This window comes from Terasakiella sp. (assembly GCF_048267425.1).
GTDB lineage: Bacteria > Pseudomonadota > Alphaproteobacteria > Rhodospirillales > Terasakiellaceae > Terasakiella.
Map to the genome: position 1 here is coordinate 302,287 of NZ_JBLWXN010000002.1, position 22,932 is coordinate 325,218.

The following is a 22,932-nucleotide window of genomic DNA, read 5'->3' on the forward strand; positions in this document are numbered from 1 at the left end:
TATACAAGCTTAAAAAAAAAGCTGCGGGTTTGACACCGCAGCCTTTTTTCTGAATTGCCAAGAGGCTTACCACTCGACTTTTTCCACCCCTTCGAAGATGACCGTAGAACCATCGTCGAATTCGATCTGACCTGTCAGACCGGATACATCGTGGTAATCTGCCATCTGTTCGGCGGTTGCGGAGTCCGAAGAAATAACATCCTGCGAACCATCGTCGTTGGTAATGGTCAATGTCCAACCTTCCGAACCGCTGAGATGGATCGTATCGAAATCGGCACCGCCATCAACCCAATCCTGACCGCTGGTCCCACTGTCGGCGCTTCCGCTAAAGATAAAGAGATCATTACCGTCGCCACCGCTCATAACATCTTCGCCGTCACTGACGTAGAATGTGTCATTGCCGTCGCCGCCGATCATAACGTCATCCCCGTCACCATCGACCAGAATGTCATTGCCATCGCCACCGGCCAACTGCGCCCCGTTATCATCGGCATACAGGATATCATTGCCATCGGTACCGATTTCATCACTGTAGGTACCGGCAACATCAGCATCAATATTTTCAATGCTGACATCCATGCCGTCCACTGTGTGAACGCTGGCTGTCAGATCGAAACTATCGTGATGACCGTTTTCATCAACCGGAACCGTCACAGTTCCACTGACGCTCAGGTCTTCACCCAATGTGGCACTCGGGATTTTCAAGGTTGAACCGTCAACACTGACGTCATCCCCGCCGGTTACCGAGATGCTACCATTTTGATCAATACTGACCGTTGCATCCCCGATGCTGAGTTCAGAACCATGCGGGATCGTTGACAGATCCACACTCAATTCATCCCCCAGCAGGCTTTCGCTGGCATCGTTCATGCTGAGTGCGAAGGTCACCGGATAAGCCATAACTGCGGCAGCAGCAGCCGGCGTGTAATCCACAGAGTCGATCACAAACTTGGACGTTTTGCAGTAGTTATTGGTTTTATGTTCACCCGTGATCACGATTTGTGAGAATTCACTGTTGCCCGTTAAGGTCGCAGAAATTTCACCGTCACCGGAACCATAAATCGTCCCGCAACCAACAACATGCCCATTATCATCCAACAAGGTGTAATCGGCTTGTTCTTGTGATTTCAGACCGCTCAAATTCACAGTGGCTTGGCTGAGATCATTCTCAAAGGTGAAGGTAATATTTTCACCGTCTGTAATCTCTTTGCCACCACTGCTGTCTGCAACACCAAGACCGCCATGCGTTTCCTGAATATGATCCGCACTGGAATGCCAACCACCGCTACTGTCATAGGTATAACCGGTAACACTGATACCATCATTGGCATCATCCCAGTTGCTGGGCGAAATCGTCCCGGATTGAGCTGCACCATTTTGAATGCTGCCCTCACCGATATTGACACTGACCTCGGCCCCATCAGCAACACCCGCAACATCAATAGATGCCGTGGCGGTATCGCTCGCACCCTGACCATCAGAAACGGTGTAATCGAAATTGACTTCCCCGCTGAAATCATCAGATGGCATAAAGTTGATCGAACCATCTGCATTCAGCGTGACCGTCCCATTACCAACATTGACCGTATCACCAATGGAGATATCAACACCGTCAATTTGTGTGATGCTCAGACTATCACTGCCTGTATCCGTGTCGTTATCAACCAGATCCAGAACAATTGCAGTGTCTTCGTTCGTCGTTGCATAATCATTATTGGCAACAGGTGCGTCATTGCCCACCGCTGTATTCACGGTGGTTGTTGCGCTGTCATCCCCGTCAGTTGAAGTAACAGAAGCTGTCAATTCAAAGCTGCCTGCATCACTGGGGACACGCAGGGTCAAGTTATCCAGATCATCACTGGACAAGGTTGCCGTCCCGTTCGTAATGGAAACAGCCTGACCATCCAGCAACAGAACCGCACCATCGGGCAGGCCAGATAAGGTCACAGCCGACAATGTTTCCGACCCGTCTACATCAGTTTCGTCAACCGTGATATCAAGCGGATATTCCATATAGGCATCACCACTGGATCCACCGCCTGTACTGTCACCACCACCGGAGCTGTCAGAAACAGAACCGCCATTGGCAAAATCAGTGACATCAATTGTACCATCAGCAAATTGCAGTTCTTCGACACCTTCGATGTAGTCCGTTCCGTCACTGCCGTAATGGGTGACCAGATAGCCGCCACCATAAGCATTGATGGCATATTCACTGGAATTCCCGCTCAGGACCAGCGTATCGTTACCGCCCTGACCATTAATGTAATCGTTCCCCATACCGGCAGTGATCGTATCATCACCACTGCCGCCATAGATCACGTCATTGCCGCTATCCGTATCGATGATATCGTCACCATCTTCACCGGAGACATAATCATTGCCCGTACCGGCAGAAATCGTATCATCGCCCGATCCACCAAACAGTGTATCGTTGCCATGATCCCCGATGATGGTGTCATCACCGGACCCACCGTAAATACGGTCATGGCCCGTTCCGCCATCCAGATAATCATCGCCTTGATCGCCGGATAGGTAGTCATTGCCATGTCCGCCAATGACCGTATCGTCCCCTTTATCTGCATAAAGGACATCATCTCCGGTATTGCCGTCAATGTAATCATCACCGTGACCGGCATAGACCCTGTCATTGCCATGAGAGGCGTCGATATAGTCATCATCATTGGTTCCAACAATGTTGTAGTCATTGTCGGTTGTTCCTGTGATTGTATTGTCATAGGAAGCGGATCCACCGCCAGTGCTATCACCTGCACCACCGGAGCTCTCACCCCCAACCAGTTGGCCTTCGCCCAGATTAACCGTCAATTCCGGTGCATCTGCAACGGCCTCAACATCAATATCCGCTGTTGCTGTTGCACTATGACCTTCGCCATCAGACACCGTATATTCAAAACTTTGTGCCCCGGCATAATCGCCTTTTGGTGTAAAGGTCACCGTCCCATCAGCTTCCAGCGTCACGGTTCCATTACCAACATCGACCTGTCCGCCCACACTGATTTCTTCCCCGTTAATATGGGTAATCGTCAATGTGTCGTTATCAGCATCATTGTCATTGGCAACCAGATCCAGCACCACACTGGTATCTTCGTTCGTCACCGCACTGTCATCACTGAGAACAGGTGCGCTGTTGGTATTTACGCTAGCGGTTACGGTTGCGGTTGCACTATCATCATTGGAGCTTTCAGTAGATGTGACGCTTGCAGACAGATCAAAGTCGGTTTGATCCGCCGGCACACGCAGAACCACATCATCCAGATTGTTACTGGCAATAGACGCCGTACCATTGCTGACCGTGACTTCCTGACCATCAACCAGAACCACAGCCCCTTCCGGCAAGCCGGACAAGGTCACAGCCGACAAGCTTTCTGAACCGTCGGTATCTGTCAAATTGGTGCTGAGATTCAGCGGGTATTCGACAAATTCCTCACCCGCATTATCCGGCAGGGTTTGAACGGCTTCAATGTTATCCAGATACATGCCACGACCATAATCGATCGCCTCGCCAACACTGACAAATTCAATTGTCATCGGCTCGCCCGTTCCTGTGAAGGTGAAGGAGCCATCCTGCCAGTCGTTATCATTGCCATTGGCGTTATCATGGTTGAACTCGGCAACCACAACCCCATTGACACGAACTTCGATGGCGTTGACGGTTTCATCATAACCCGCACGACCAGAATAATCGAAATCAACCGTGTAAGTCGCGTCTTCGACCGTATCTACCGTCCGGTTAATACTCGTGGCATCTGCATAATGGTCACGGTTGTCATCGTTCAGTTCGATATAAGAACCGTCCCCGTCCGTGTCCCAGACCTCAATTGCATCGGAAGATGTGTTCCAGCCATCGACAGGCGAAGTATAGAACCCGCCATCCGTTTGACCAAAGGTCGTTGTAAAGATGGTAGAGCTTTCCCCTTCAGAGGCACCCAAGGTAACAGTATTACCTTCACCGATTTCAAGGCTGAGTTCCGGCATATCCGCAACGGCCTCAATATCAACAGAAGCAGTTGCGGTGCTGGTTTCACCCTGTCCATCGGATACGGTATAAGTGAAGTCCTGCGTTCCCGCAAAATCACCATCCGGGTTAAAGGTCACAGTTCCGTCTTCATTGAGGGTAACATGACCATTACCGACATCAACACTGCCGCCAACTTCGATGTCCTGACCGTTAATTTGTGTCACACTCAGTTCATCATTATTGGCATCGCTGTCATTGGCTGTCAGGTCCAGAACAACACTGTGATCTTCCGTTGTTGACCCTGTGTCATCCCCGGCCTCTGGTGCCTGATTGGCAACCACGTTTGCACTGGCTGTTACAGTTTCAGAATCACCGTTTGAGCTTTCTGTCGCGGTTGCAGAGACTTCAACCGTAAAGTCTTCGCCAGTCCCCGGAACAGTAACCGTCAAACCTTCCAAATCATCGGCGGACAGTGTCCAGCTACCGTCTTCATTTTGCGTTCCGGCAGACAGAACCGCACCATCAGGCAGGCCATCCACACTCAGGCTCAGACTTTCCGAACCATCCGTATCGTTCAGACCAGATGTAATGTTCAATGGATAGGTCGTTGTGGTTTCCCCACCATCGGATACTTCAAATTCCAAAGAATGGATCAGATAGTCATCGCCACTGCCTTCGGCACTAAAGACAATCTGATCAAAATCAACACCGCCATCTGCCGTCAAGCTAATGGCTGGATCAACACGATCAGAACCACCGTCAATCATGCCACGACCGACTTCCACACCATCTTTATACATGGTGTAGATCGCATCTTCACCGCCATGCAACCAGGAAACGGAAACATCAACAGAAGATACATCGTGATCGAAATCAAAGACCAGTTCTTCGGATGCCTGATGCGTATTGTCATATCCGATTTCAGACGCCGCACCGGAAGACGCACCGGCAACACCGAAACCAACCGGATTATTGTTATAGGCAATATCCGTATCTTCCAGATTACCGTTTTCATCAACTGTGCGTGCTGTAACTGTAAAGCCACCGCCTGTGCTGGTCGCATTTTCGGAATTGATCAGCACATCAACCGGCTCACCACCTGTTGTTTGCGTAACACCTTCACCGACAGAAACACTTAAGTCAGGAACATCTGCATCGGCTTCCACATCGACATTTGCAGTCCCGGTACTTGTACCGCCCTGACCATCAGAAACGGTATATTCAAAGGATTGTGACCCCGCATAATTCCCATCCGGGTTAAAGGTCACGGTTCCGTCCGCATTCAAGGTGACGGAACCATTGCCCACATCGACACTGCCGCCAACTTCGATATCCTGACCGTTAATTTGCGTAATGCTCAGGCTATCGCCTTCAACATCGCTGTCATTACCCAACGGATTGAAGGTGACTGCGTTATCTTCCAACGTATCAGCTTCATCATGTGTCGCGACCGGGCCATCATTTACGCCATCAACCGTAATGGAAACGGTGGCCGTATCTGTCCCACCCTGACCATCAGAGATCGTATAGGTAAAGTCAGTTTGACCATTCCAGTTTTCATTCGGTGTGAATGTAAAGTTGCCGTTGCCATCATCTGTAATCGTACCGAATTCCGGTTGATCAAAACTGACAATACTCAGGCTATCGCCATCCACATCACTGTCATTGCTCAACAGATCACCAGCAGTAAACGTAATCGGCTGGTCTTCTGAACCACTTAAGTTATCTGCAACAGCATCCGGGCCATTGTTGATATCGATATCAGGAACTTCAGCCGTATCACTTGCCGTTGATGTTGCCTGATCACCATTGCTATCGGTTGAGGTCACAGAAGCATCAATACTGAAATCTTCCGCATCGGCTGGAACGCGCAAAGACAATCCATCAAGATTATCGACAGAGACTGTTGCACTTCCATCCGTAATTGTAATTTCGACACCGTTTTGTGTCAGAACAGCCCCTTCAGGCAAGCCACTCAAGGTCACATCGGACAGGCTTTCCGATCCATCCTGATCCACCAGTTCAGCAGACACATCCAACGGATAGTCGTAATAAGCGACTTCCCCAGATGCATCGGCATAGGTAAATTCAAGATTATCAATTGCGAAATCGCTGTCTCCGGCTGCTGTTGATCCGTCCGCATTAATGGTCGTATCTGCTTTTACAACCAGCTTATCGAAGGTCACACCGTTGATAGACACGCTGGCCGTATCATCGGCATTGTTCAAACCACGACCATCGAATGTACCACTGGCAACCAGTTCACCATTGTCATAGGCTTCCCAGATCCCCTGTTCGAAGCTTGCATTCGCCCCATTGCCGCCTTCACCGAATTGTTCAACGTTGAAGCTGACATTGTTTACATCTTCGTCAAATTCAAAGACGAGGCTCTCGCTTGCACCTTCTTTGCTGTCATAACCCAACAGGTCTTTCGATCCTGTTGTATGGGCTGCAACACCAATGCCGCCCCCGTGACCATTAGTCACTTGTTCAACCGCCGCCGGGTTCCCTTCTGAATCAAAGCCCGAGATTGTCACACCTTGAACAGAACCGGATGCCACATCGTCACCGCTGACACTACCACCGGCAACCGCACCATCATCACTGACAGCTTCCGGTGCCCCGATATTAATGGAAATCACAGGTGCATCCGCGTCGGCTTCAACATCAACTGTTGCCGTCGCCGTTGCCACACCACCCTGACCATCAGAAACCGTATAGGTGAAATCCTGCGTGCCAGCATAATGTTGCTCTGGGTTAAAGGTAACCGTGCCGTCTTCATTCAACGTCAGGGTTCCGTTATCCAATTCGACACTGCCGCCAGCCTCAATGTTCTGGCCATTAATCTGGGTAATACTCAGACTATCGCCGTCCACATCACTGTCATTGCCCAATGGGTTGAAAGTAACCGCGTTATCTTCCAACGTTTGGGCATTATCGGCACCTGCAACCGGGCCGTCATTAACGGCATCAATATCAACCGTGACGGTTGCCGTATCGCTCATGCCTTCCGGATCACGGATGGTGTAATCGAAACTGACGTCACCGTTCAGATTATCGCTTGGATCAAACGTAACCGTCCCATCATTATTCAGCGTTACCTGACCTGACCCATCCGACAGCGTTATCGTTTCACCGACATTCACGTCCTGACCATCGATCTGGGTAATGCTCAGTGCATCATTATTGGCATCGCTGTCATTATCCAGCAGATCAATCACAACAGATGTATCTTCATTCGTGGTTGCTGTGTCATCACCGGCAACCGGGGCAATATTCCCATCGGTAATGTCCAGATTGACCGTGGCCGTATCTGTACCCTGCCCATCAGAAACCGTATAAGTGAAATCAGCAGGCCCTTCGTAGCCATTATCGGCAGCAAAGGTAATGGAGCCATCTTCGTTCAATGTCACCGTACCGTGATTAACATTCACGCTATCACCGGCTTCAACAGACTGCCCATTAATTTCAACAATATTCAGGCTTTCACTGTCACCCGCGACATCATTGGCAACCACATCCATCGTAATGCTTTGACCTTCTGTCACGGAACCCGTGTCATCAATCGCATCCGGATCAAAGCTGGAACTGACTGTCAGCGATGTGCTGGCTGTTGATCCATTCGGTTCTGTCGCTGTCGCCGTCACATTGATTTGGAAGTCCGCAACATCACCTGTCACCGTCATGGTCAAATCTTCCAGACGGTTCAGATCATCTCCGCTGATGACCAACGTTCCGTCAACGATTTCACCCATATTAAAGGTCGCGCCTTCTGGGAAATCTTCAATCGTTACAGTCAGGCTTTCAGAAAGATCATCATCAGTGATCGCGGCCGAAATATTGACATCATATGTGGTTTCGGAATTTGACGTATCCCAGTCCACATTGAACGATGCATCATTAAAATCAAAATCATTACCGCCATACTGGCTGGCCTGATCTTCCCAGTTTTGCGTTCCAATGACATCGCTATCATCAAACGAATGATCCAGATCATCCGCATTGAACTCTTCATCACTGAAATACAGGCCACCGTTATTGTCATGTTCAAGGACGTTCCCATCCGCAACAACCTGCCAATTCCCGGCAGCATCCTGTTGGAAAGTCACATCCATGCCATTGCTCAGGCCTGTGTTTTCACCATCGCCATCAGACAATAGGAAGAAACCAACACGGTCCTGATCAACCCCGTCCAAAACAAAGCTATCGCCCTGACTTTGATCATGCAGGTCGGCAAAGATAATTTGCCCTGTGCTCGGCTCACCGTTTTCATCCAGAATATAATACCCATAGGTATTGTGATATCCGGCATTCGTATCTTGGAAGGTCACCGTGACGCTGTCACCCGTATGACCGCTTTCAACCAATGAAACCGCAAGATCAGGCGTATCGGCAACACCATCCACGTTCAATGCGATATTGGCCTGTGCAGATCCACCGTCACCATCAGTTACGGTATAACTCAAGGTTTCTGTCCCGCTCCAATCTTCGGTCGGGGCGAAGCTAAAGGTATTATCCGCACTGTTAAATGTCAGCGTTCCATTGCCAAGATCCATACCTTCCGCCGGGAAGTTATCCAGACTGACCCCGTTGATCTGGGCGATAGACAATCCAGTGCTATCCACATCGCTATCATTGCCTAACAAATCAGTGGCACTAAAGGTAATGGTCGTATCTTCGTTACCGCTGAAGCTATCATCGGTCGCAACCGGACCATCATTGACCGCATCAATCGTCACCGTAGCAGTTGCAGTATCTGTCCCGCCCTGACCGTCAGAAATGGTGTAACTAAAGTTCACATCCCCATTCAGATCATCGGTCGGGTCAAAACTAACCGTCCCATCCGCATTCAAGGTCACCGTACCGGACCCGTCAGACAAGGTTATGGTTTGACCGGCTGCAATATCCTGACCATCCACTTGTGTAATGCTCAGGCTATCGCCATCAATGTCACTGTCATTATCTAACAGATCAATTGTTACGGCCTGATCTTCCTCAGTGACCGTAATATCATCAACCGCAATCGGATCATCATTCTCTGGATTAACCGTCATGGTCACGGTCGCGGTGACCGTCTCGCCGTCTTCATCGGTGATGGTATAGGTGAAGGTATCGGTCCCGTTGAAATCCTGATGTGGTGTATAGGTAACAGTTCCGTTTCCAGAAAACGCAACTGTTCCATTTTCCGGTTGGGTGACACCGCTTAAGATACCACCATCATTAATATCATCATTGGACATAACATTGATGGTTTTGCTGCCATCTTCCGCCAAAGTCGCGGAATCATCAGTGGCCGTATTATCCACGTCAGCAAATTTAATCGCTGTTGTTTGAGTAACTTCAGCGGTGCCATCAGACACCGTGAAGGTAATCGCCTCTAAACCTTCTTCATCAGAGATAATCGTCCAAGTGCCGTCGTGGTTATCTGTTACGACGAGGTTGGAACTGCCGGACACACCCGTGACGCTCAGCGCATCGCCATCCACATCGGACGCAGCAGCAAGGAGCTGTTCTTCGGTAACTGTATATTCCTGATATTCCGTCCCGTCTGGTAAATGAATAGCATTTAACACAGGAATGTCATTTTCCGGGCTCACCGTCATGATCACGGTGGCAGTTACCGTCTCGCCATCTTCATCGGTCAACGTATAAGTGAAGGTTTCCGTTCCATGGAAATCCGGGTTCGGTTTGTAAGTCACCGTGCCATCAGATTCAAATGTGACTTCGCCGTTTTCCGGTTGAGACACATCGCTGAGAACACCGCCATCTCTAATCTGATCGTTGGAAAGTACATTAATGGTCTTCGTGCTGTCTTCCGCCACGCTCGCCGCATCATCGTTCGCCGTATTATCCACATCGGCGAAATTGATTGTGGTTGTCTGAGTTGTTTCTTCGATACCATCAGACACGGTGAAGGTGATGGCTTCCAATCCCTCTTCATCAGACGTAATTGTCCAGGTGCCATCGCCATTATCAACGATGGTCACATCATCACGCCCGGTGACAGACGTGATACTAAGTGTATCGCCATCCGCGTCCGTTGCATTGGCGAGTAGTTGTTCTTTAGTCAGCGTATATTCTTGATATTCTGTTCCACCGGGCAAATGCGTGGCGCGGACATCCGGTGCCGCATTGCCATCCACATCAACCGTGACACTGGCTGTTTTCGTTTCGCCGTTATCATCGGTGACTTCATATTCAAACGAATAACTGGCTTCTTCACGGATCTCGGGATCGTAGTTGATCGTACCGTTTTCATTCAGGGTCAAAGTCGCGACTTTGGTGCCATCAACAATCAGGTCAATTGGTTTACCAACTTCGGCATCTTGACCATTAATTTTGGTAATAACACCGGCATCTGCTTTGGCACCATTAGCGAAATCGATGTTATTATCATAAAGCGTATCATTGCTCAAAACATCGATATTTACGGTCTGATTCCAATCGAGTGCTGCATTATCATCGTCAAGCGTGTTATCCACATCCCAAGAGAAAGTGTCAGATGCAGTGGCTGTTTGACCATTGCGTGTAATGGTTACATTCAGGCCGATATCGCTATCTTGCTGTTCAAAGCCCGTATAAATTTTCCAAATACGCAGGCCATTATCGTCATATTCCAGAACGATCCGACCATCGCCTTCCTCATTACCTTCCTTAATTCCGGCGGCCAATGTTTGGGCGGCATCTTCCGTTCCGTTGGTACCATCCCCCAAATAGGAACTGGTATTTTCATAGAAAGCGTCAATATCGATATCGTCGAATGGACCAATGGCCTTGATGATATCTTCTTCGCGGATAATGATCGGTTTTTCCGGACCGGGCTGTCCATTGGGATCATCAGGGTCCTGCCCAATAATACTATCCAGAAAATCTTTCGGTAGAGTAAGAGGCTCTTCCTCAATAATGTCTTCTTCTTCAACCGGAGCAGTTTCTTCTTCTTCAACAATCAAGTCATCTTCGATGGGTGCGGCAAATACATCGAGGGTGTCAACAGAACCGTCAATGGCATTCGGGTCTGCGGGGGCTAGCTCAGGTGCTTCAGCGCGTTCGCGCGGTTCTCTGGCCTGTTCATCATCCTCAACTTCTTCGCGTCTTTGCCCAAGTTCACGACGATCACGGGGGCCACCGTTACTGTCCCCCAGATCACGTAAACTATCTTCATCGTCGATATAGATGCCTTCGTCGCTTTTGAAGGCATCGTCTTCATCCGGAAGAATACCGTCAATAACATCCTGCTCAGTTGAAAAACCACCCTGGTGGACAGAAGCCATATAACCCATGTCTTCCTGATAGACAGCTCCGCTTTCGGCGTTTTCCTTGCCCTGCATCTGGCCACCGAGGTTTATATCCTCAACATCCTGCAGCGAGGTCAGCTCATCAAAAACCGTCGCATCTTCTTGTGAACCGGTTGTCACGCCGGAATCGTTGCCAGAACCATCTTGGTCTTCCGGTTTTTTGACATCATCGTCAGCCATCGTAAATCTCCATGTCAGTTAGCGTCATGGAGACACCCTCTCCAGGACGACATATTTGCCTGACTATAAAATACGATAGAATGCAATCAATTATGATGAAAAAGGCATATCCAGAAGCCTCAAAGGCATTTGTTTGAGCTTAGACGACTTTATTCAAAACGATAGGTATCAACCTATAAGTTAACAACGTAGGTCATCAATTGTCTGAGAAGGCGTAATCACTTGATTATCAATAATAATTTCAATCAATGACGGACCTTCGAAATTTTGAGCACCTTCAAATGCAGTAGCAAAATCCTCGTTCTTTTCCACCCGGACTCCGAATCCACCAAAGGCCGTTGCCATTGCAGAAAAATCCGGATTTTGCAGAGTCGTTCCCGATATTCTTGCCGGAAAACGTTTTTCCTGATGCATGCGGATTGTGCCGTATTTCCCGTTATTGACCACAATTACGATCAGCTTCAATCCATATTGAACAGCCGTAGCAAATTCCTGACAGGTCATCATAAAACAACCATCCCCCGCCATGCAGACAACCGTTTTTTCAGGATCAAGGGTTGCTGCTGCAATCGCCGCCGGTAAACCGTAGCCCATAGAACCACACGTCGGTGCAAGCTGGTTGCCATATTCGCGATAGGCAAAAAAACGATGGGTCCAGATCGCATAATTCCCCGCACCATTGGTGATGGTGGTATTATCGGGTAATTGTTGACGGATATAAGCAACCACATCGCACATTTGAACATCACCACGATGAGCGAGCAGGGTGCTGAATTTTTCGTAATTCACACGCAATTCAGATTGCCAAGGCGACCATATGGATTGCTGATCAAACGCACAATCAGACAAAGCCTTCACAAAAGAAGACATGGTCGCAACAATCGCCAGATCAGGTTGGTAGACACGGCCCAATTCTTCTGCCTGCGGATAGATATGGATTAATTTTTGCTTGGTTTTCGGTGGCTGGATAACCTCGTAACCATTGGTCGTCATTTCGCCCAAACGCGCGCCCAGAACAATCAACAAGTCACTGTCATCAATGGATTTTGCCAAATTCGCATCAATCCCAATCCCAACATGGCCCGCATAACAGGCCAGATCGTTATTGATATAATCCTGACAGCGAAAAGAGGCCGCAACAGGTAATTTTTCACGTTGACAAAAAGCCTCCAGATCAGCTTGAACCGATCGGGACCATCCCCCGCCACCAACGATTAGAAGAGGTTTTTCTGCGGCTCTCAACATATCTTTCACACGATCCATATCTTGCGGGGCAGGATAGGATTGTGGCACACAATAAGGGGCAAGGTCCGGCCCCCGTTTTGCCGGGCCACTCAGCATATCTTCCGGTAACGCCAGTACCACGGGACCGGGGCGACCCGACACCGCTGTTTGATAAGCACGCGCGATATATTCAGGGATACGGTCCGCATCATCAATTTGGGCCACCCATTTCGCCATTTGACCGAACATCCGGCGATAATCAATTTCCTGAAAAGCTTCCCGGTCCATCATGTCGCGGGCCACTTGCCCAATAAACAGGATCATCGGCGTGGAATCCTGAAACGCCACATGTACACCGGCAGAAGCGTTGGTTGCACCGGGGCCGCGCGTCACCATACAAATCCCGGGTTTTCCGGTTTGTTTGCCATAAGCTTCTGCCATCATGGCTGCGCCGCCTTCTTGACGGCACGTGATAAAATCCAGACCATCGGCATCATAAAGGGCATCGAGTACCGCCAGATAGCTTTCGCCGGGGACACCAAAGATTTTATCGGAACCATGCAAAGAAAGCTGTTCGACCAACAGCTGCGCACCAGTGAGATTGGACATTTTTTATTCCCTAACCTAACATAATTTAGTTATTTGTATTTTTGAAGTTCGTTGATTTGTTCTTGCTTGAAACCCAGTGAAATTTCGTTTTCACAAACGAAAACCGGACGTTTCATTAATGCCGGATTTTCAAGGATCAAGGCAATGGCCTTGGTCTCATCCACATCATTTTTTTGATCCTCAGACAGATTACGCCACGTTGTACCACGCTTGTTCAACAACACTTCCCATCCCAATTGCGCGGCCCATGCAGTGACATCATCTTGATCAAGACCATCTTGTCGTACATCGTGGAACTGAAAAGAAATCCCTTCATTTTCCAGCCATTTCTTTGCCTTACGGCATGTATCGCAATTTTTAAGACCAACCAGTTTAATCATTTTCTTTCCATTTTCTTGAAACGAACGCTTCAACATTTATGCCAAATCATGTTTAAATCAAGGCAGTTTTTTGAACCATCCAACAAAGAGAGAATTTTTATGAAAGCGTGGCAAATCGAGAAGACATTCGGTCTTGAAAATCTTAATCTTGTCGATCTTCCCGCACCAAAGCTTAATCCCGGACAGATCCTTGTCAAAATGACGGCAGCCTCCTTGAACTACCGTGACCTTGTGACGGTCGCAGGCGCTTATGGCAAAACAGTCAAAACCCCTTTGATCCCCTGTTCCGACGGCGCAGGATATGTTGTGGAATGTGGGCCGAATACCAACAGGTTCGAAGTCGGTGCACGTGTCTGTCCAATTTTTTTCCCTGATTGGACAGATGGCCCGGCGCGCCCCTCTGTCATCCCACAGGCCTTGGGTGGGGCCTACGATGGGACACTCAGGGAATATATGGTCGTCAGTGAAAACGCCTGCGTCCCCATCCCGGATTACCTCAGCGACCTTGAAGCCGCCAGCTTGCCATGCGCAGCCGTGACCGCCTGGAGTGCCCTGTTTGAACAATCTGCACTGTCGTCCAGTGATTGCGTGGTTATTCAAGGCACAGGTGGTGTCGCCTTGTTCGCCCTGTTGTTTGCCAAGGCGGCTGGCGCACAAGTTCTGATCACATCATCCAGTGACAAAAAACTGGAACGCGCCAAAGAATTGGGCGCTGATTACACGGTCAATTATTACGACCACCCTGTTTGGCGCCAAGAAGTTAAGAAAGTCTGGTCCGAAGGCGCTGATCATATTATCGAATTGGGTGGGGCACAAACGTTGGAACAATCCATTCGCGCCACACGGATCGGCGGGCATATCAGCCTGATCGGTGTTTTAACAGGGGCCAATACATCCAGCATCCCCTTGCCGATGATCTTGATGCGCAACATCCGCATTCAAGGGGTGACCGTCGGATCAAAAACCGCCTTTGAACGCATGACCGCCTTCATGGAAAAACACAATATCAAGCCGGTCATTGATCAGACGTTCAACTTCAAAGAAGTGCCGAGCGCGTTTAAATATCTGGAAAGCGGTCAGCACTTCGGCAAAGTCTGTGTAGAATTTTAGAACCGAAACAGGGGCTGGCAACCTTCCACATCATAAGTCTGTTGAACAAAGTGGTCCTCTTCTAAAACGCACAACAACGCGTAAAGATGGGCCATAGATTTCAGCTTTTCTTCCTGCCCCATTTGCACAAACCAGCGTCCCAGCATCAGAAGATAATCTTCCACGATGGTTTTCTGTCCACCGCATAAAAACGGGCGCCCATCCGACAGGGCATCGTCAAGGCGGCTCATAAATGTGCTGACACGTTCAATGGCAACATCACGGACTTCTTCCGCCCCTTGCGCGGTCTTTGAAAAACGTTCTTTATAAAAATAAAGCATCATATCGGCCTGAATGGAATTGGTCATAAAGACCAACCATTTATAAGCTGTTGCCCGCTTCGCACTGCCTAAGGGCGGCATCAGGCCGCTATCGGGATCACTATCAGCCAAATGCAGGCAAATTGCCGCCGATTCAAACAACACCAGATCCCCATCAATCAAAGTTGGCACACGTCGATTGGGATTGATCTTCAGATAGTCTTCGTCCGCAAGGCTGCCGTCATCCTTGCCCATCTGGATCAATTCATGGGCAACGCCTAAACGGTTGAGAATAATATGCGGGGCGAGTGAAGCCGTATCCGGCAGATAAAAAAGTTTTAACATAAAATTTATTTCCTATTATCCTCGCCCACGATAACCGGGCACATCTTGATCTGGAATCCAAACCCCCTTGGGGGCTTCGCTTGTTTGCCAAAAAACGTCAATCGGAATGCCACCGCGTGGGTACCAATAACCACCGATACGCAACCATTTTGGCTTCAACAGATCGACCAGACGTTTGGCAATCCCGACCGTACAAGCTTCGTGAAAGTCACCGTGATTTCTGAACGATGTCAAAAAGACTTTCAGAGACTTACTTTCCACCAGTAAATCTTCTGGAATATAATCAATAACGATATGGGCAAAATCCGGTTGGCCCGTCACCGGGCAAAGTGATGTAAATTCAGGGCAGGTAAAACGCACCAGATAATCTGTGCCCGGGTGCGGGTTTTTCACCGCTTCCAGCTTGGCTTCATCCGGGTTAGTTGGGGTTTCGGTCGAAGAACCGAGTTGTTCAAGGTTGGCGTAGATGGTTTGATCACTCATAGTAAGGCCTCAATATCGCCTTGTTCACGCAACGCGTGGAAATCGACGACAAATTTATCAAATGTTTCTTCTTCAATGGCTTTGCGCATGCCCGCCATTAATTCTTGATAGTAATGCAAATTGTGCCATGTCAGCAGCATCAAGCCCAAAATTTCTTTGGTTTTGGTCAGGTGGTACAGATAGGCACGCGAATAATTTTTACAACACGGACAGGTGCAGTGTTCATCCAAGGGACGCGGATCATCTTTATGGCGTGCATTGCGCAGATTGACAGAACCGCGCCGCGTCCACGCTTCTGCCGTGCGCCCAGATCGGCTTGGTAACACACAGTCAAACATATCGACACCGCGTGCAACCGCCCCGACTAAATCATCAGGCTTGCCCACACCCATCAGGTAGCGTGGCTTATCCGTCGGCATCACAGGTGTGGTGAAATCAAGGGTGGAAAACATCAATTCCTGCCCTTCACCCACAGCCAAACCGCCAATGGCATAACCTTCAAAGCCAATCTCGGTCAATTTTTCAACGGACTCTTCACGTAAATCTTTTTCCGTACCGCCCTGTACGATCCCAAATTGACCATAGCCGGGACGATGGGTAAAGGCCTCCCGCGAGCGTCGCGCCCAGCGCATGGACAACTGCATGGCTTCGTTCACCCGTTCTTTCGGGGCCGGCAAGGCCGGACATTCATCAAAACACATGGTGATATCGGCATCAAGCTGGCGCTGAATTTCCGTTGAACTTTCCGGTGTCAGATCGTAGTAGGCCCCATCGATATGGGAACGAAAACGAACACCTTCTTCGGTGATTTTACGAAGCTGTGCCAAACTCATCACCTGAAAGCCGCCACTGTCCGTCAAAATCGGTTTATCCCAATTCATAAACTTGTGCAGGCCACCCAGTTTTTCAATGCGTTCAGCACCGGGGCGCAACATCAAATGATAGGTATTGCCCAACAGGATTTCCGCCCCTGTTTCCGCCACCGATTCTGGCATCATCGCCTTTACAGTTGCCGCCGTGCCCACCGGCATAAAGGCCGGCGTGTTAATCGCACCATGTGCGGTATGAACACGCCCGCGACGGGCTTTGCCATCGGTGCCCAGCAATTCAAACTTAAATGTATCCGTCATCTATCAATCACCAATTTGGTCATGGCGGCTCAACAATGAACCATCGCCATAAGAATAAAAACGATAGCCTTTTTCAATCGCATAAGAATAGGCTTTTTTCATCCGCTCAAACCCGGCAAAGGCACTGACCAGCATAAAAAGGGTCGAGCGCGGTAAATGGAAATTCGTCGTCAGCATATCAACGATCTTAAATTCATATCCCGGTGTAATGAAAATATCGGTATCCCCTTCGAATGCGGCCAGTTTGCCAACTTCAGGGGCCGCACTTTCCAACAGGCGCAAGGATGTCGTCCCAACCGCAATCACCCGCCCCCCTTTAGCCCGTGTCTGATTGACCAAATCGACCGTTTCCTGTGGGACAACACCAAATTCGGCATGCATTTTGTGGTCTTTCACATCATCCACTTTAACCGGTAAAAATGTCCCGGCACCGACATGCAAAGTCACGTAAGCTTTTTGCACGCCTTTGGCCTCCAGTTTTTCAAACAGATCCGGGGTAAAATGCAATCCGGCGGTTGGCGCCGCAACCGCACCTTCTTCCTTGGCAAAAATGGTCTGGTAATCGGATTTATCACGTTCGTCCGCCAAACCTTCGCGCTTGATATAAGGGGGCAGCGGCATGCCGCCGTGAGCTTCCAGGGCTTCCATCAAGGCCGCACCGGCGCAGTTGAATTTCAATGTCACTTCGCCGCCGTCTTTATCCACCACATCTGCGCTAAAATCGTCATCAAACGTAATCACTTGACCCGGTTTCAGTTTCTTCGCGCCCTTGGCAAAGGCAATCCATGTACCGTCACCTTCATGCTTATGAAGGGTGACTTCCACGTTTGCCTCACCACGCTTGCCTTTCAGGCGCGCCGGGATCACGCGGGTATTATTGATCACCAAAAGATCGCCTTCGCGCAATAAATCAGGAAGGTCTTTAAAGATATGGTCGCTTAAATCCGCATCGATGCGCAAAAGTTTTGACGCGTCGCGCGGGCTGACTGGACGCTGCGCAATTGAGTCGCGCGGCAGGTCAAAGTCGAAATCATCGACTTTCATACGGTTCCCCTTTGGTGTGAATAGTGCTATCAAGGCGGCGCACACTAACCGAAAACGATTTAAAAGACAATGGACCTGCTGCTTGTAATTTCAAGTGCCGATGCTGGCACAATCGCCACCCCGTTGGGCGAGGCCTGCGTGCGTGCCGACCTTGATTGGGGGTGTTTTTTCACCGGGCAAGGTGTCAAAACCTTAAAAGACGATGCCTTTGGTGATCTGGTGGCCTCAAACTGTATTGAGGCCGTCGTCTGTGCCGAGGCATGGAAAGATCATATGGATGGCCTTGATTGCCCCGTCGATCTCGGCAGTCAGTTTCATCACAGCGGGTTGGTCGCCAAGGCCGACAAGGTGATCAGTCTATGAGCAAACACATCCTTGTACTGGCACGCCGCGATGTACGCGAAGCCATTCGGGTCGCCGCCGGTTTAACCATCCGCAACAACACTGTGGATTTCGTCTTTATGAAAGACGCCCCTTTAGCCATAAATGGTAAAGTGGAAAATCACGAAATGTTTGAATTGGCCGAAATTAGCCCCCAAAGCCTGATCCCCGACATTCCGGGCACAACACCGTGTCAGAACCTCGGGGCCTTAATCGCCAAAGCCGACAGAGTGGTGAGTTTCTAAAATGAAGATCCTGACCTTAAACACCGGCCTGTTTGAAGACGCTGACATCATCATTGAAGCCGCAAACGCCCCCGTAATTGATCTGAACAAGCCCCTCAGCACTGAGGAATGGGATAAGGTTATCGATGAAATCTTGAACGCCGATTTGATCGTCACCGCATAAGAAAATCATGTATGCGCAAACGGACACCACTGGGTCCCCGTTTTCACGGGGAGGACAAAGGTGACGAGGATGGTGAAACATCCTGTCATTCCCGCGAAAGCGGGAACCCAGTGCTAAGATTAAGCGACTTAATCCCTGATCACCAGGCGTTCGACGATCTCGCCCTTTTCCAGATGGCTATCCAGAATTTCCATTGCGTCTTCAAGGGTTGGGACGCTGTACCAGACACCTTCCGGATAAACGATCATAGCCGGGCCGACACTACATTGACCGAGGCAACCGGACTTGGTCACGGCGACTTCTTCGCGCAAACCACGATCACGCATAGCCTGTTTTAATTTCATCCCGATATCCATTGAACCGCGCTTTGCACAGGACGGCTTTGTTGGGTCGTCGCGTTCGTGTCCACACCAGAACAGGTGACAGCGAAATTGCTTGGGCATCGGTTTTTCCTTCGCATAAAAACAGGTCGGCCCCTTTCATAGCTGACTCTTCTCGACAAGCCAAGTCGCTTTCGTGTAAGAAGCGATTTATGAAACGGCCCTTTTATATAGAAATCCCCTATGGTGATCCCGCAATCCTGTTTGCCCCGCACGCAAACACACCTTTTGCGCAATTGCTGGATTCCGCCATGTTCGATATTGAACAAGGGCGTTACAGTTTTATCGCCATCGATCCGTTTGAAACGTTTACGCACGATCAAAACAGTTTTGCAAAACTAAAAGAAAAACTCGCCTCTTATTCCTTTGAAAGGCATCCGAACCTGCCCCCGTTTCAAGGGGGTATTGTCGGCTATTTTGGCTATGAACTTCTTCATCAAATTGAAAGAATTCCGTCTCAAGCCAAAGACGATTTAAGCGTTCCCGATATTTGCCTTGGTTTTTACGATGTGATTGCTGCCTTTGACCATCATTTAAAACAGGCGTGGATATTCTCCCTCTTCAATGAAGATCGTGCTTATTGGCTCAAATCTCAATTGTTGGAGAATTGCCTCCCCCTTCCCACTTTTAAACCTTGCTCCTTAGACTGGAAGTCCGGTTTTCAAAAAGACGAATATATTGCGGCTGTGCAGTCTGTCATTGATTACATCCATGCAGGTGACATTTTTCAGGCCAATCTGACACAGCGTTTCAAAGGGGAACGACCTGACGATATCGACCCATTTGCATTTTATCTGAACTTACGCAAAATTAACCCGGCCCTGTTTTCTGCTTATCTGAATTTCGGGGATTTCTGCATTGCGTCCTCATCCCCGGAACGTTTCTTAAAGCGTGAGGGGAGGCAAGTCGAAACACGCCCGATTAAAGGAACACGGGCACGCCACCCGGATGCTGCCCAAGATCAAGCCCACGCAACGGAACTGGCGAACAGCGAAAAAGACCGTGCCGAAAACACCATGATTGTCGATTTGTTGCGCAATGACCTGTCACGGGTTTGCAAACCCCATAGCGTACATGTCCCCGAACTGTGCACGGTTCATTCTTTTGCCAGTGTGCATCACCTTGTTTCCACCATCACCGGGGAACTGGAAAACACCTATGATGGGATTGACCTGTTATGTGCCGCTTTTCCCGGCGGGTCCATTACCGGTGCCCCCAAAGTGCGCGCAATGGAAATCATTTCCGAGCTGGAACGCTGCCCACGCGGGGTTTATTGCGGGGCCATCGGCTATATCGGATTTGACGGCAGTATGGATACCAACATCGTCATCCGCACCGTTTTGTTTAAAGACAAAACCGTCTGTATTCAGGTGGGCGGTGGCATTGTTGCTGATTCGTCCCCCCAAGACGAATATGAAGAAACCCTGACCAAAGCCAAAGCCCTATTCGACGCCTTCGCCCGACAAGGCTAAGACATGGCGATATGGCGGCGGCGCTCGAAACTTTCAATCAGCTTCCATTGCACAATCGGGATATCCTGTAAAATGGTCGTCGGAATCGTACAGAATTCAAAACTGTCGTCTATTTCGATATGATGCTTGCTGCGGCGATTACCGACAACACTGTCTTCTGCAAAAATATCGCCCCGGCCGATTTCTTCAATAAAACGCTTCCCGCAATAAAGACGTGCCTTGCCTTCTTTGACAATCGCAAGCCCTTCTTTTTTAAGAGGTGCATATTCATCACCGGCAAAAAGGTGATGAGCCGTCATCTCGTCAGCAATCCGGTTTTGCGTACTGTAAGACAGGGCCTCACCAAAGACCCGCGTGTTTTGCAAAAATTCACGGCCTTCCATCAGGCGTAGGATATCTTCAAACAGCTGATATTTTTCAACAATATTACGATAGAGTGTCGCCGGGATTTTCATAGCGCGTACAAAAGTCGTCGCGCGGTAGGTTTCCATCAGGGGCAATTGATGGATGGCGGCAATTTCCCCAACCAGCGACCCTGCTGACGCCAGTGCATGCAAATTGCTGGATGTTTTAATCATCTCCACCGCACCAGTCAGCAAAAGATAAATATTATCAACCTTTTCCCCTTCTTTAAACAGAATGGTTTCCGGGTTGAACGTCATCAAGGTGGAATTCATCAACGTGCGTAACGCATGGGTCGGCACAGTCGGGAAATAATTGCGCAAATAAGCATAGGCATAACGTCTGGTGTTATCCTGAAAGGACGGGATCAATACATCACTTGTTCCGAACGGTGCACCCGACCCGATTTCGCGTTGATCAACCGTTAAGGGGCGTGCCGTATGGGACAGAATAATTTTACCGGACGGATCATCCCTGAAATCATCTGACTCCCCGTGGATCAATCCACCGCCGATATCGATTTTTTTAACGTCCATTTCTTCCAGATAATGCCCTTTAACCCGATCAAAAAAGGCTTGAGACACACCAGGGACTTTTTCGTCTTCATTGATCATATCCTTCAAGACTTGCAAGGACACAATATCGGCATAATGACCGTATGTTTTATATCCTTCTGGCCCTAGGGCGCGGAATTGAAGAATAGCGGTTTCAACCGGATGAGGCGACATGCGCGGACGCACTTCCAATCCTTCGATATCATTCCATTCATCCACTTTTAAATCGTGAATATTGAAGAAATCTTCAAATCGACTTTCATCAATCGACAGCAAGGCAGATAATTTTTTCGCCACAGACGCACGTACATAAGGTGCTGCATAATAATTAATTTTGCGATCAGATCGAATAAAGGCGGGTAATCCGGCAAAATGGTCATCATGGGAATGGGTATGAAAAATCCCGTCCACTTCGCTAATCCCGATCCCAAGGGCCTGCAACGTCACCCGCACATTCGGCCCGGCATCCACCAGATAGATTTTTCCCTGATACATAATGACACTGGACATGGTCGGGCGATTAACATCCCAGCCGTCCCCGTCCCCGGAATGAATAACCGAGAAGCTGTCCCGGTCAATCTCGTGATAATTCAGCGGATAGGACGGTACATAATGGGCATCCGCATCCAAATTAAGATCAACCTGAACGGTTTCATCTTCATAGCTGACTTCGAATTTATTGAGTGACAGGCGTTTGACAAAGACACCGTTTTTTATTTCAACCGCATCTTCTTTAACCACCCGATGATCAAGCAAAGCACTGGGATGATGGATGGCGCCAAACGCAAAGCGCAATTTCATGCGCATCATGTCTTTCGCTTCGTCTGATGTGGTCCCCCCCTTGATCAGTTCTTCTTCGCTGACCAGACCATAATTTCCGCGATAGATATATTCCATCTGCGCATCAATTTGATCCTGTGCGCCGACCAACATCGGTTTTGTACCTGTATTGTTGGGATGGTTCGGTATCAGTGTACCTTGGCGATATAACATCTGCAGAACTGGAAACTCAGCCATGTTGGTAAAACTGCCGTTTTGCAAAATCACATCGGACAATAAAATTACATTGGGGCCAGTTTCAAACGACCATCCAGCCCGTTCCGTCGGGACAATTAATCCACATTTCATCAAATGTTTGACGCTGTCAGGCGGACAGCCACATAACATGAAGACACCAGCCTCTGGCACTTCTACCCATTCAATCCCGGTGGATACTTTAACTTTTCTTATCTGCCCCATAGGTACATTAAGCCTACC

Annotated in this window: 14 protein-coding genes; 5 read left to right on the top strand and 9 right to left on the bottom strand. The window is 49.1% G+C overall.

Features of this window, described 5'->3' with window-relative positions; translation table 11 throughout:
* Positions 1-66: 66 nt before the first annotated feature.
* From ACN0VA_RS04620 to ACN0VA_RS04630, 3 genes are all read right to left on the bottom strand, one after another.
* Positions 67-11,454, bottom strand: coding sequence for a cadherin-like domain-containing protein (locus ACN0VA_RS04620; protein WP_417820012.1), 11,388 nt, complete (start codon positions 11,452-11,454; stop codon positions 67-69).
* A gap of 180 nt (positions 11,455-11,634) precedes the next feature.
* Entirely contained in the window at positions 11,635-13,287 is a 1,653-nt protein-coding gene (locus ACN0VA_RS04625) for a thiamine pyrophosphate-binding protein (protein WP_417820013.1), read from the bottom strand.
* Between the two features lie 29 nt (positions 13,288-13,316).
* Positions 13,317-13,667: an ArsC family reductase gene (locus ACN0VA_RS04630; RefSeq protein WP_417820014.1), complete on the bottom strand. Its 351-nt coding sequence runs from the start codon at positions 13,665-13,667 to the stop codon at positions 13,317-13,319.
* 99 nt (positions 13,668-13,766) lie between these two features.
* Here ACN0VA_RS04630 and ACN0VA_RS04635 point away from each other — a divergent pair, with 99 nt between their 5' ends.
* Complete coding sequence (locus ACN0VA_RS04635) at positions 13,767-14,777, top strand: zinc-dependent alcohol dehydrogenase family protein (RefSeq protein WP_417820015.1); 1,011 nt, start codon at positions 13,767-13,769, stop codon at positions 14,775-14,777.
* Here the strand turns inward: ACN0VA_RS04635 and ACN0VA_RS04640 are convergent.
* Genes ACN0VA_RS04640 through queA form a run of 4 tightly spaced genes read right to left on the bottom strand, consistent with a single transcriptional unit; the run spans position 14,774 to position 18,078 of the window.
* On the bottom strand, positions 14,774-15,421 hold the full coding sequence (locus tag ACN0VA_RS04640; RefSeq protein ID WP_417820017.1) for a glutathione S-transferase family protein: 648 nt from the start codon (positions 15,419-15,421) through the stop codon (positions 14,774-14,776). The two genes, ACN0VA_RS04635 and ACN0VA_RS04640, sit on opposite strands and share 4 nt — an antisense overlap.
* Before the next feature lie 15 nt (positions 15,422-15,436).
* Complete coding sequence (gene queF, locus ACN0VA_RS04645) at positions 15,437-15,904, bottom strand: preQ(1) synthase (RefSeq protein ID WP_417820018.1); 468 nt, start codon at positions 15,902-15,904, stop codon at positions 15,437-15,439.
* Positions 15,901-17,034: a tRNA guanosine(34) transglycosylase Tgt gene (gene tgt / locus ACN0VA_RS04650; protein ID WP_417820019.1), complete on the bottom strand. Its 1,134-nt coding sequence runs from the start codon at positions 17,032-17,034 to the stop codon at positions 15,901-15,903. Before tgt ends, queF begins: the two co-directional genes overlap by 4 nt.
* A 3-nt stretch (positions 17,035-17,037) precedes the next feature.
* Positions 17,038-18,078 (bottom strand): tRNA preQ1(34) S-adenosylmethionine ribosyltransferase-isomerase QueA, encoded by a 1,041-nt coding sequence (gene queA, locus ACN0VA_RS04655; protein ID WP_417820020.1) that lies wholly within the window; start codon positions 18,076-18,078, stop codon positions 17,038-17,040.
* Between the two features lie 69 nt (positions 18,079-18,147).
* Here queA and ACN0VA_RS04660 point away from each other — a divergent pair, with 69 nt between their 5' ends.
* From ACN0VA_RS04660 to ACN0VA_RS04670, 3 genes are read left to right on the top strand one after another with little or no spacing between them, the layout of a single operon-like run.
* Complete coding sequence (locus ACN0VA_RS04660; protein WP_417820021.1) at positions 18,148-18,441, top strand: hypothetical protein; 294 nt, start codon at positions 18,148-18,150, stop codon at positions 18,439-18,441.
* On the top strand, positions 18,438-18,704 hold the full coding sequence (locus tag ACN0VA_RS04665; RefSeq protein WP_417820022.1) for a hypothetical protein: 267 nt from the start codon (positions 18,438-18,440) through the stop codon (positions 18,702-18,704). The genes ACN0VA_RS04660 and ACN0VA_RS04665 overlap by 4 nt, the downstream gene beginning before the upstream one ends.
* 1 nt (position 18,705) lies before the next feature.
* Entirely contained in the window at positions 18,706-18,867 is a 162-nt protein-coding gene (locus ACN0VA_RS04670) for a hypothetical protein (RefSeq protein ID WP_417820023.1), read from the top strand.
* 128 nt (positions 18,868-18,995) lie between these two features.
* Here ACN0VA_RS04670 and ACN0VA_RS04675 read toward each other — a convergent pair whose 3' ends face one another.
* Positions 18,996-19,310, bottom strand: a complete 315-nt coding sequence (locus ACN0VA_RS04675; RefSeq protein WP_417820024.1) for a (2Fe-2S) ferredoxin domain-containing protein — start codon at positions 19,308-19,310, stop codon at positions 18,996-18,998.
* A gap of 89 nt (positions 19,311-19,399) precedes the next feature.
* Here ACN0VA_RS04675 and pabB point away from each other — a divergent pair, with 89 nt between their 5' ends.
* Positions 19,400-20,719, top strand: a complete 1,320-nt coding sequence (pabB, locus tag ACN0VA_RS04680) for an aminodeoxychorismate synthase component I (protein ID WP_417820025.1) — start codon at positions 19,400-19,402, stop codon at positions 20,717-20,719.
* Here pabB and ACN0VA_RS04685 read toward each other — a convergent pair.
* Complete coding sequence (locus tag ACN0VA_RS04685; RefSeq protein WP_417820026.1) at positions 20,716-22,914, bottom strand: cyclic nucleotide-binding domain-containing protein; 2,199 nt, start codon at positions 22,912-22,914, stop codon at positions 20,716-20,718. The two genes, pabB and ACN0VA_RS04685, sit on opposite strands and share 4 nt — an antisense overlap.
* Positions 22,915-22,932: the final 18 nt, after the last annotated feature.

Excerpts from the sequence above, each read along its gene's own strand:
- pabB (WP_417820025.1), top strand. The coding sequence starts at position 19,400 with ATGAAACGGCCCTTTTATATAGAAATCCCCTATGGTGATCCCGCAATC.
- queA (WP_417820020.1), bottom strand. The coding sequence starts at position 18,078 with ATGAAAGTCGATGATTTCGACTTTGACCTGCCGCGCGACTCAATTGCG.
- ACN0VA_RS04625 (WP_417820013.1), bottom strand. The coding sequence starts at position 13,287 with ATGTCCAATCTCACTGGTGCGCAGCTGTTGGTCGAACAGCTTTCTTTG.
- ACN0VA_RS04670 (WP_417820023.1), top strand. The coding sequence starts at position 18,706 with ATGAAGATCCTGACCTTAAACACCGGCCTGTTTGAAGACGCTGACATC.
- ACN0VA_RS04660 (WP_417820021.1), top strand. The coding sequence starts at position 18,148 with ATGGACCTGCTGCTTGTAATTTCAAGTGCCGATGCTGGCACAATCGCC.
- ACN0VA_RS04630 (WP_417820014.1), bottom strand. The coding sequence starts at position 13,667 with ATGATTAAACTGGTTGGTCTTAAAAATTGCGATACATGCCGTAAGGCA.
- ACN0VA_RS04640 (WP_417820017.1), bottom strand. The coding sequence starts at position 15,421 with ATGTTAAAACTTTTTTATCTGCCGGATACGGCTTCACTCGCCCCGCAT.
- ACN0VA_RS04665 (WP_417820022.1), top strand. The coding sequence starts at position 18,438 with ATGAGCAAACACATCCTTGTACTGGCACGCCGCGATGTACGCGAAGCC.
- tgt (WP_417820019.1), bottom strand. The coding sequence starts at position 17,034 with ATGACGGATACATTTAAGTTTGAATTGCTGGGCACCGATGGCAAAGCC.
- ACN0VA_RS04685 (WP_417820026.1), bottom strand. The coding sequence starts at position 22,914 with ATGGGGCAGATAAGAAAAGTTAAAGTATCCACCGGGATTGAATGGGTA.
- ACN0VA_RS04635 (WP_417820015.1), top strand. The coding sequence starts at position 13,767 with ATGAAAGCGTGGCAAATCGAGAAGACATTCGGTCTTGAAAATCTTAAT.
- ACN0VA_RS04675 (WP_417820024.1), bottom strand. The coding sequence starts at position 19,310 with ATGCCCAAGCAATTTCGCTGTCACCTGTTCTGGTGTGGACACGAACGC.
- queF (WP_417820018.1), bottom strand. The coding sequence starts at position 15,904 with ATGAGTGATCAAACCATCTACGCCAACCTTGAACAACTCGGTTCTTCG.
- ACN0VA_RS04620 (WP_417820012.1), bottom strand. The coding sequence starts at position 11,454 with ATGGCTGACGATGATGTCAAAAAACCGGAAGACCAAGATGGTTCTGGC.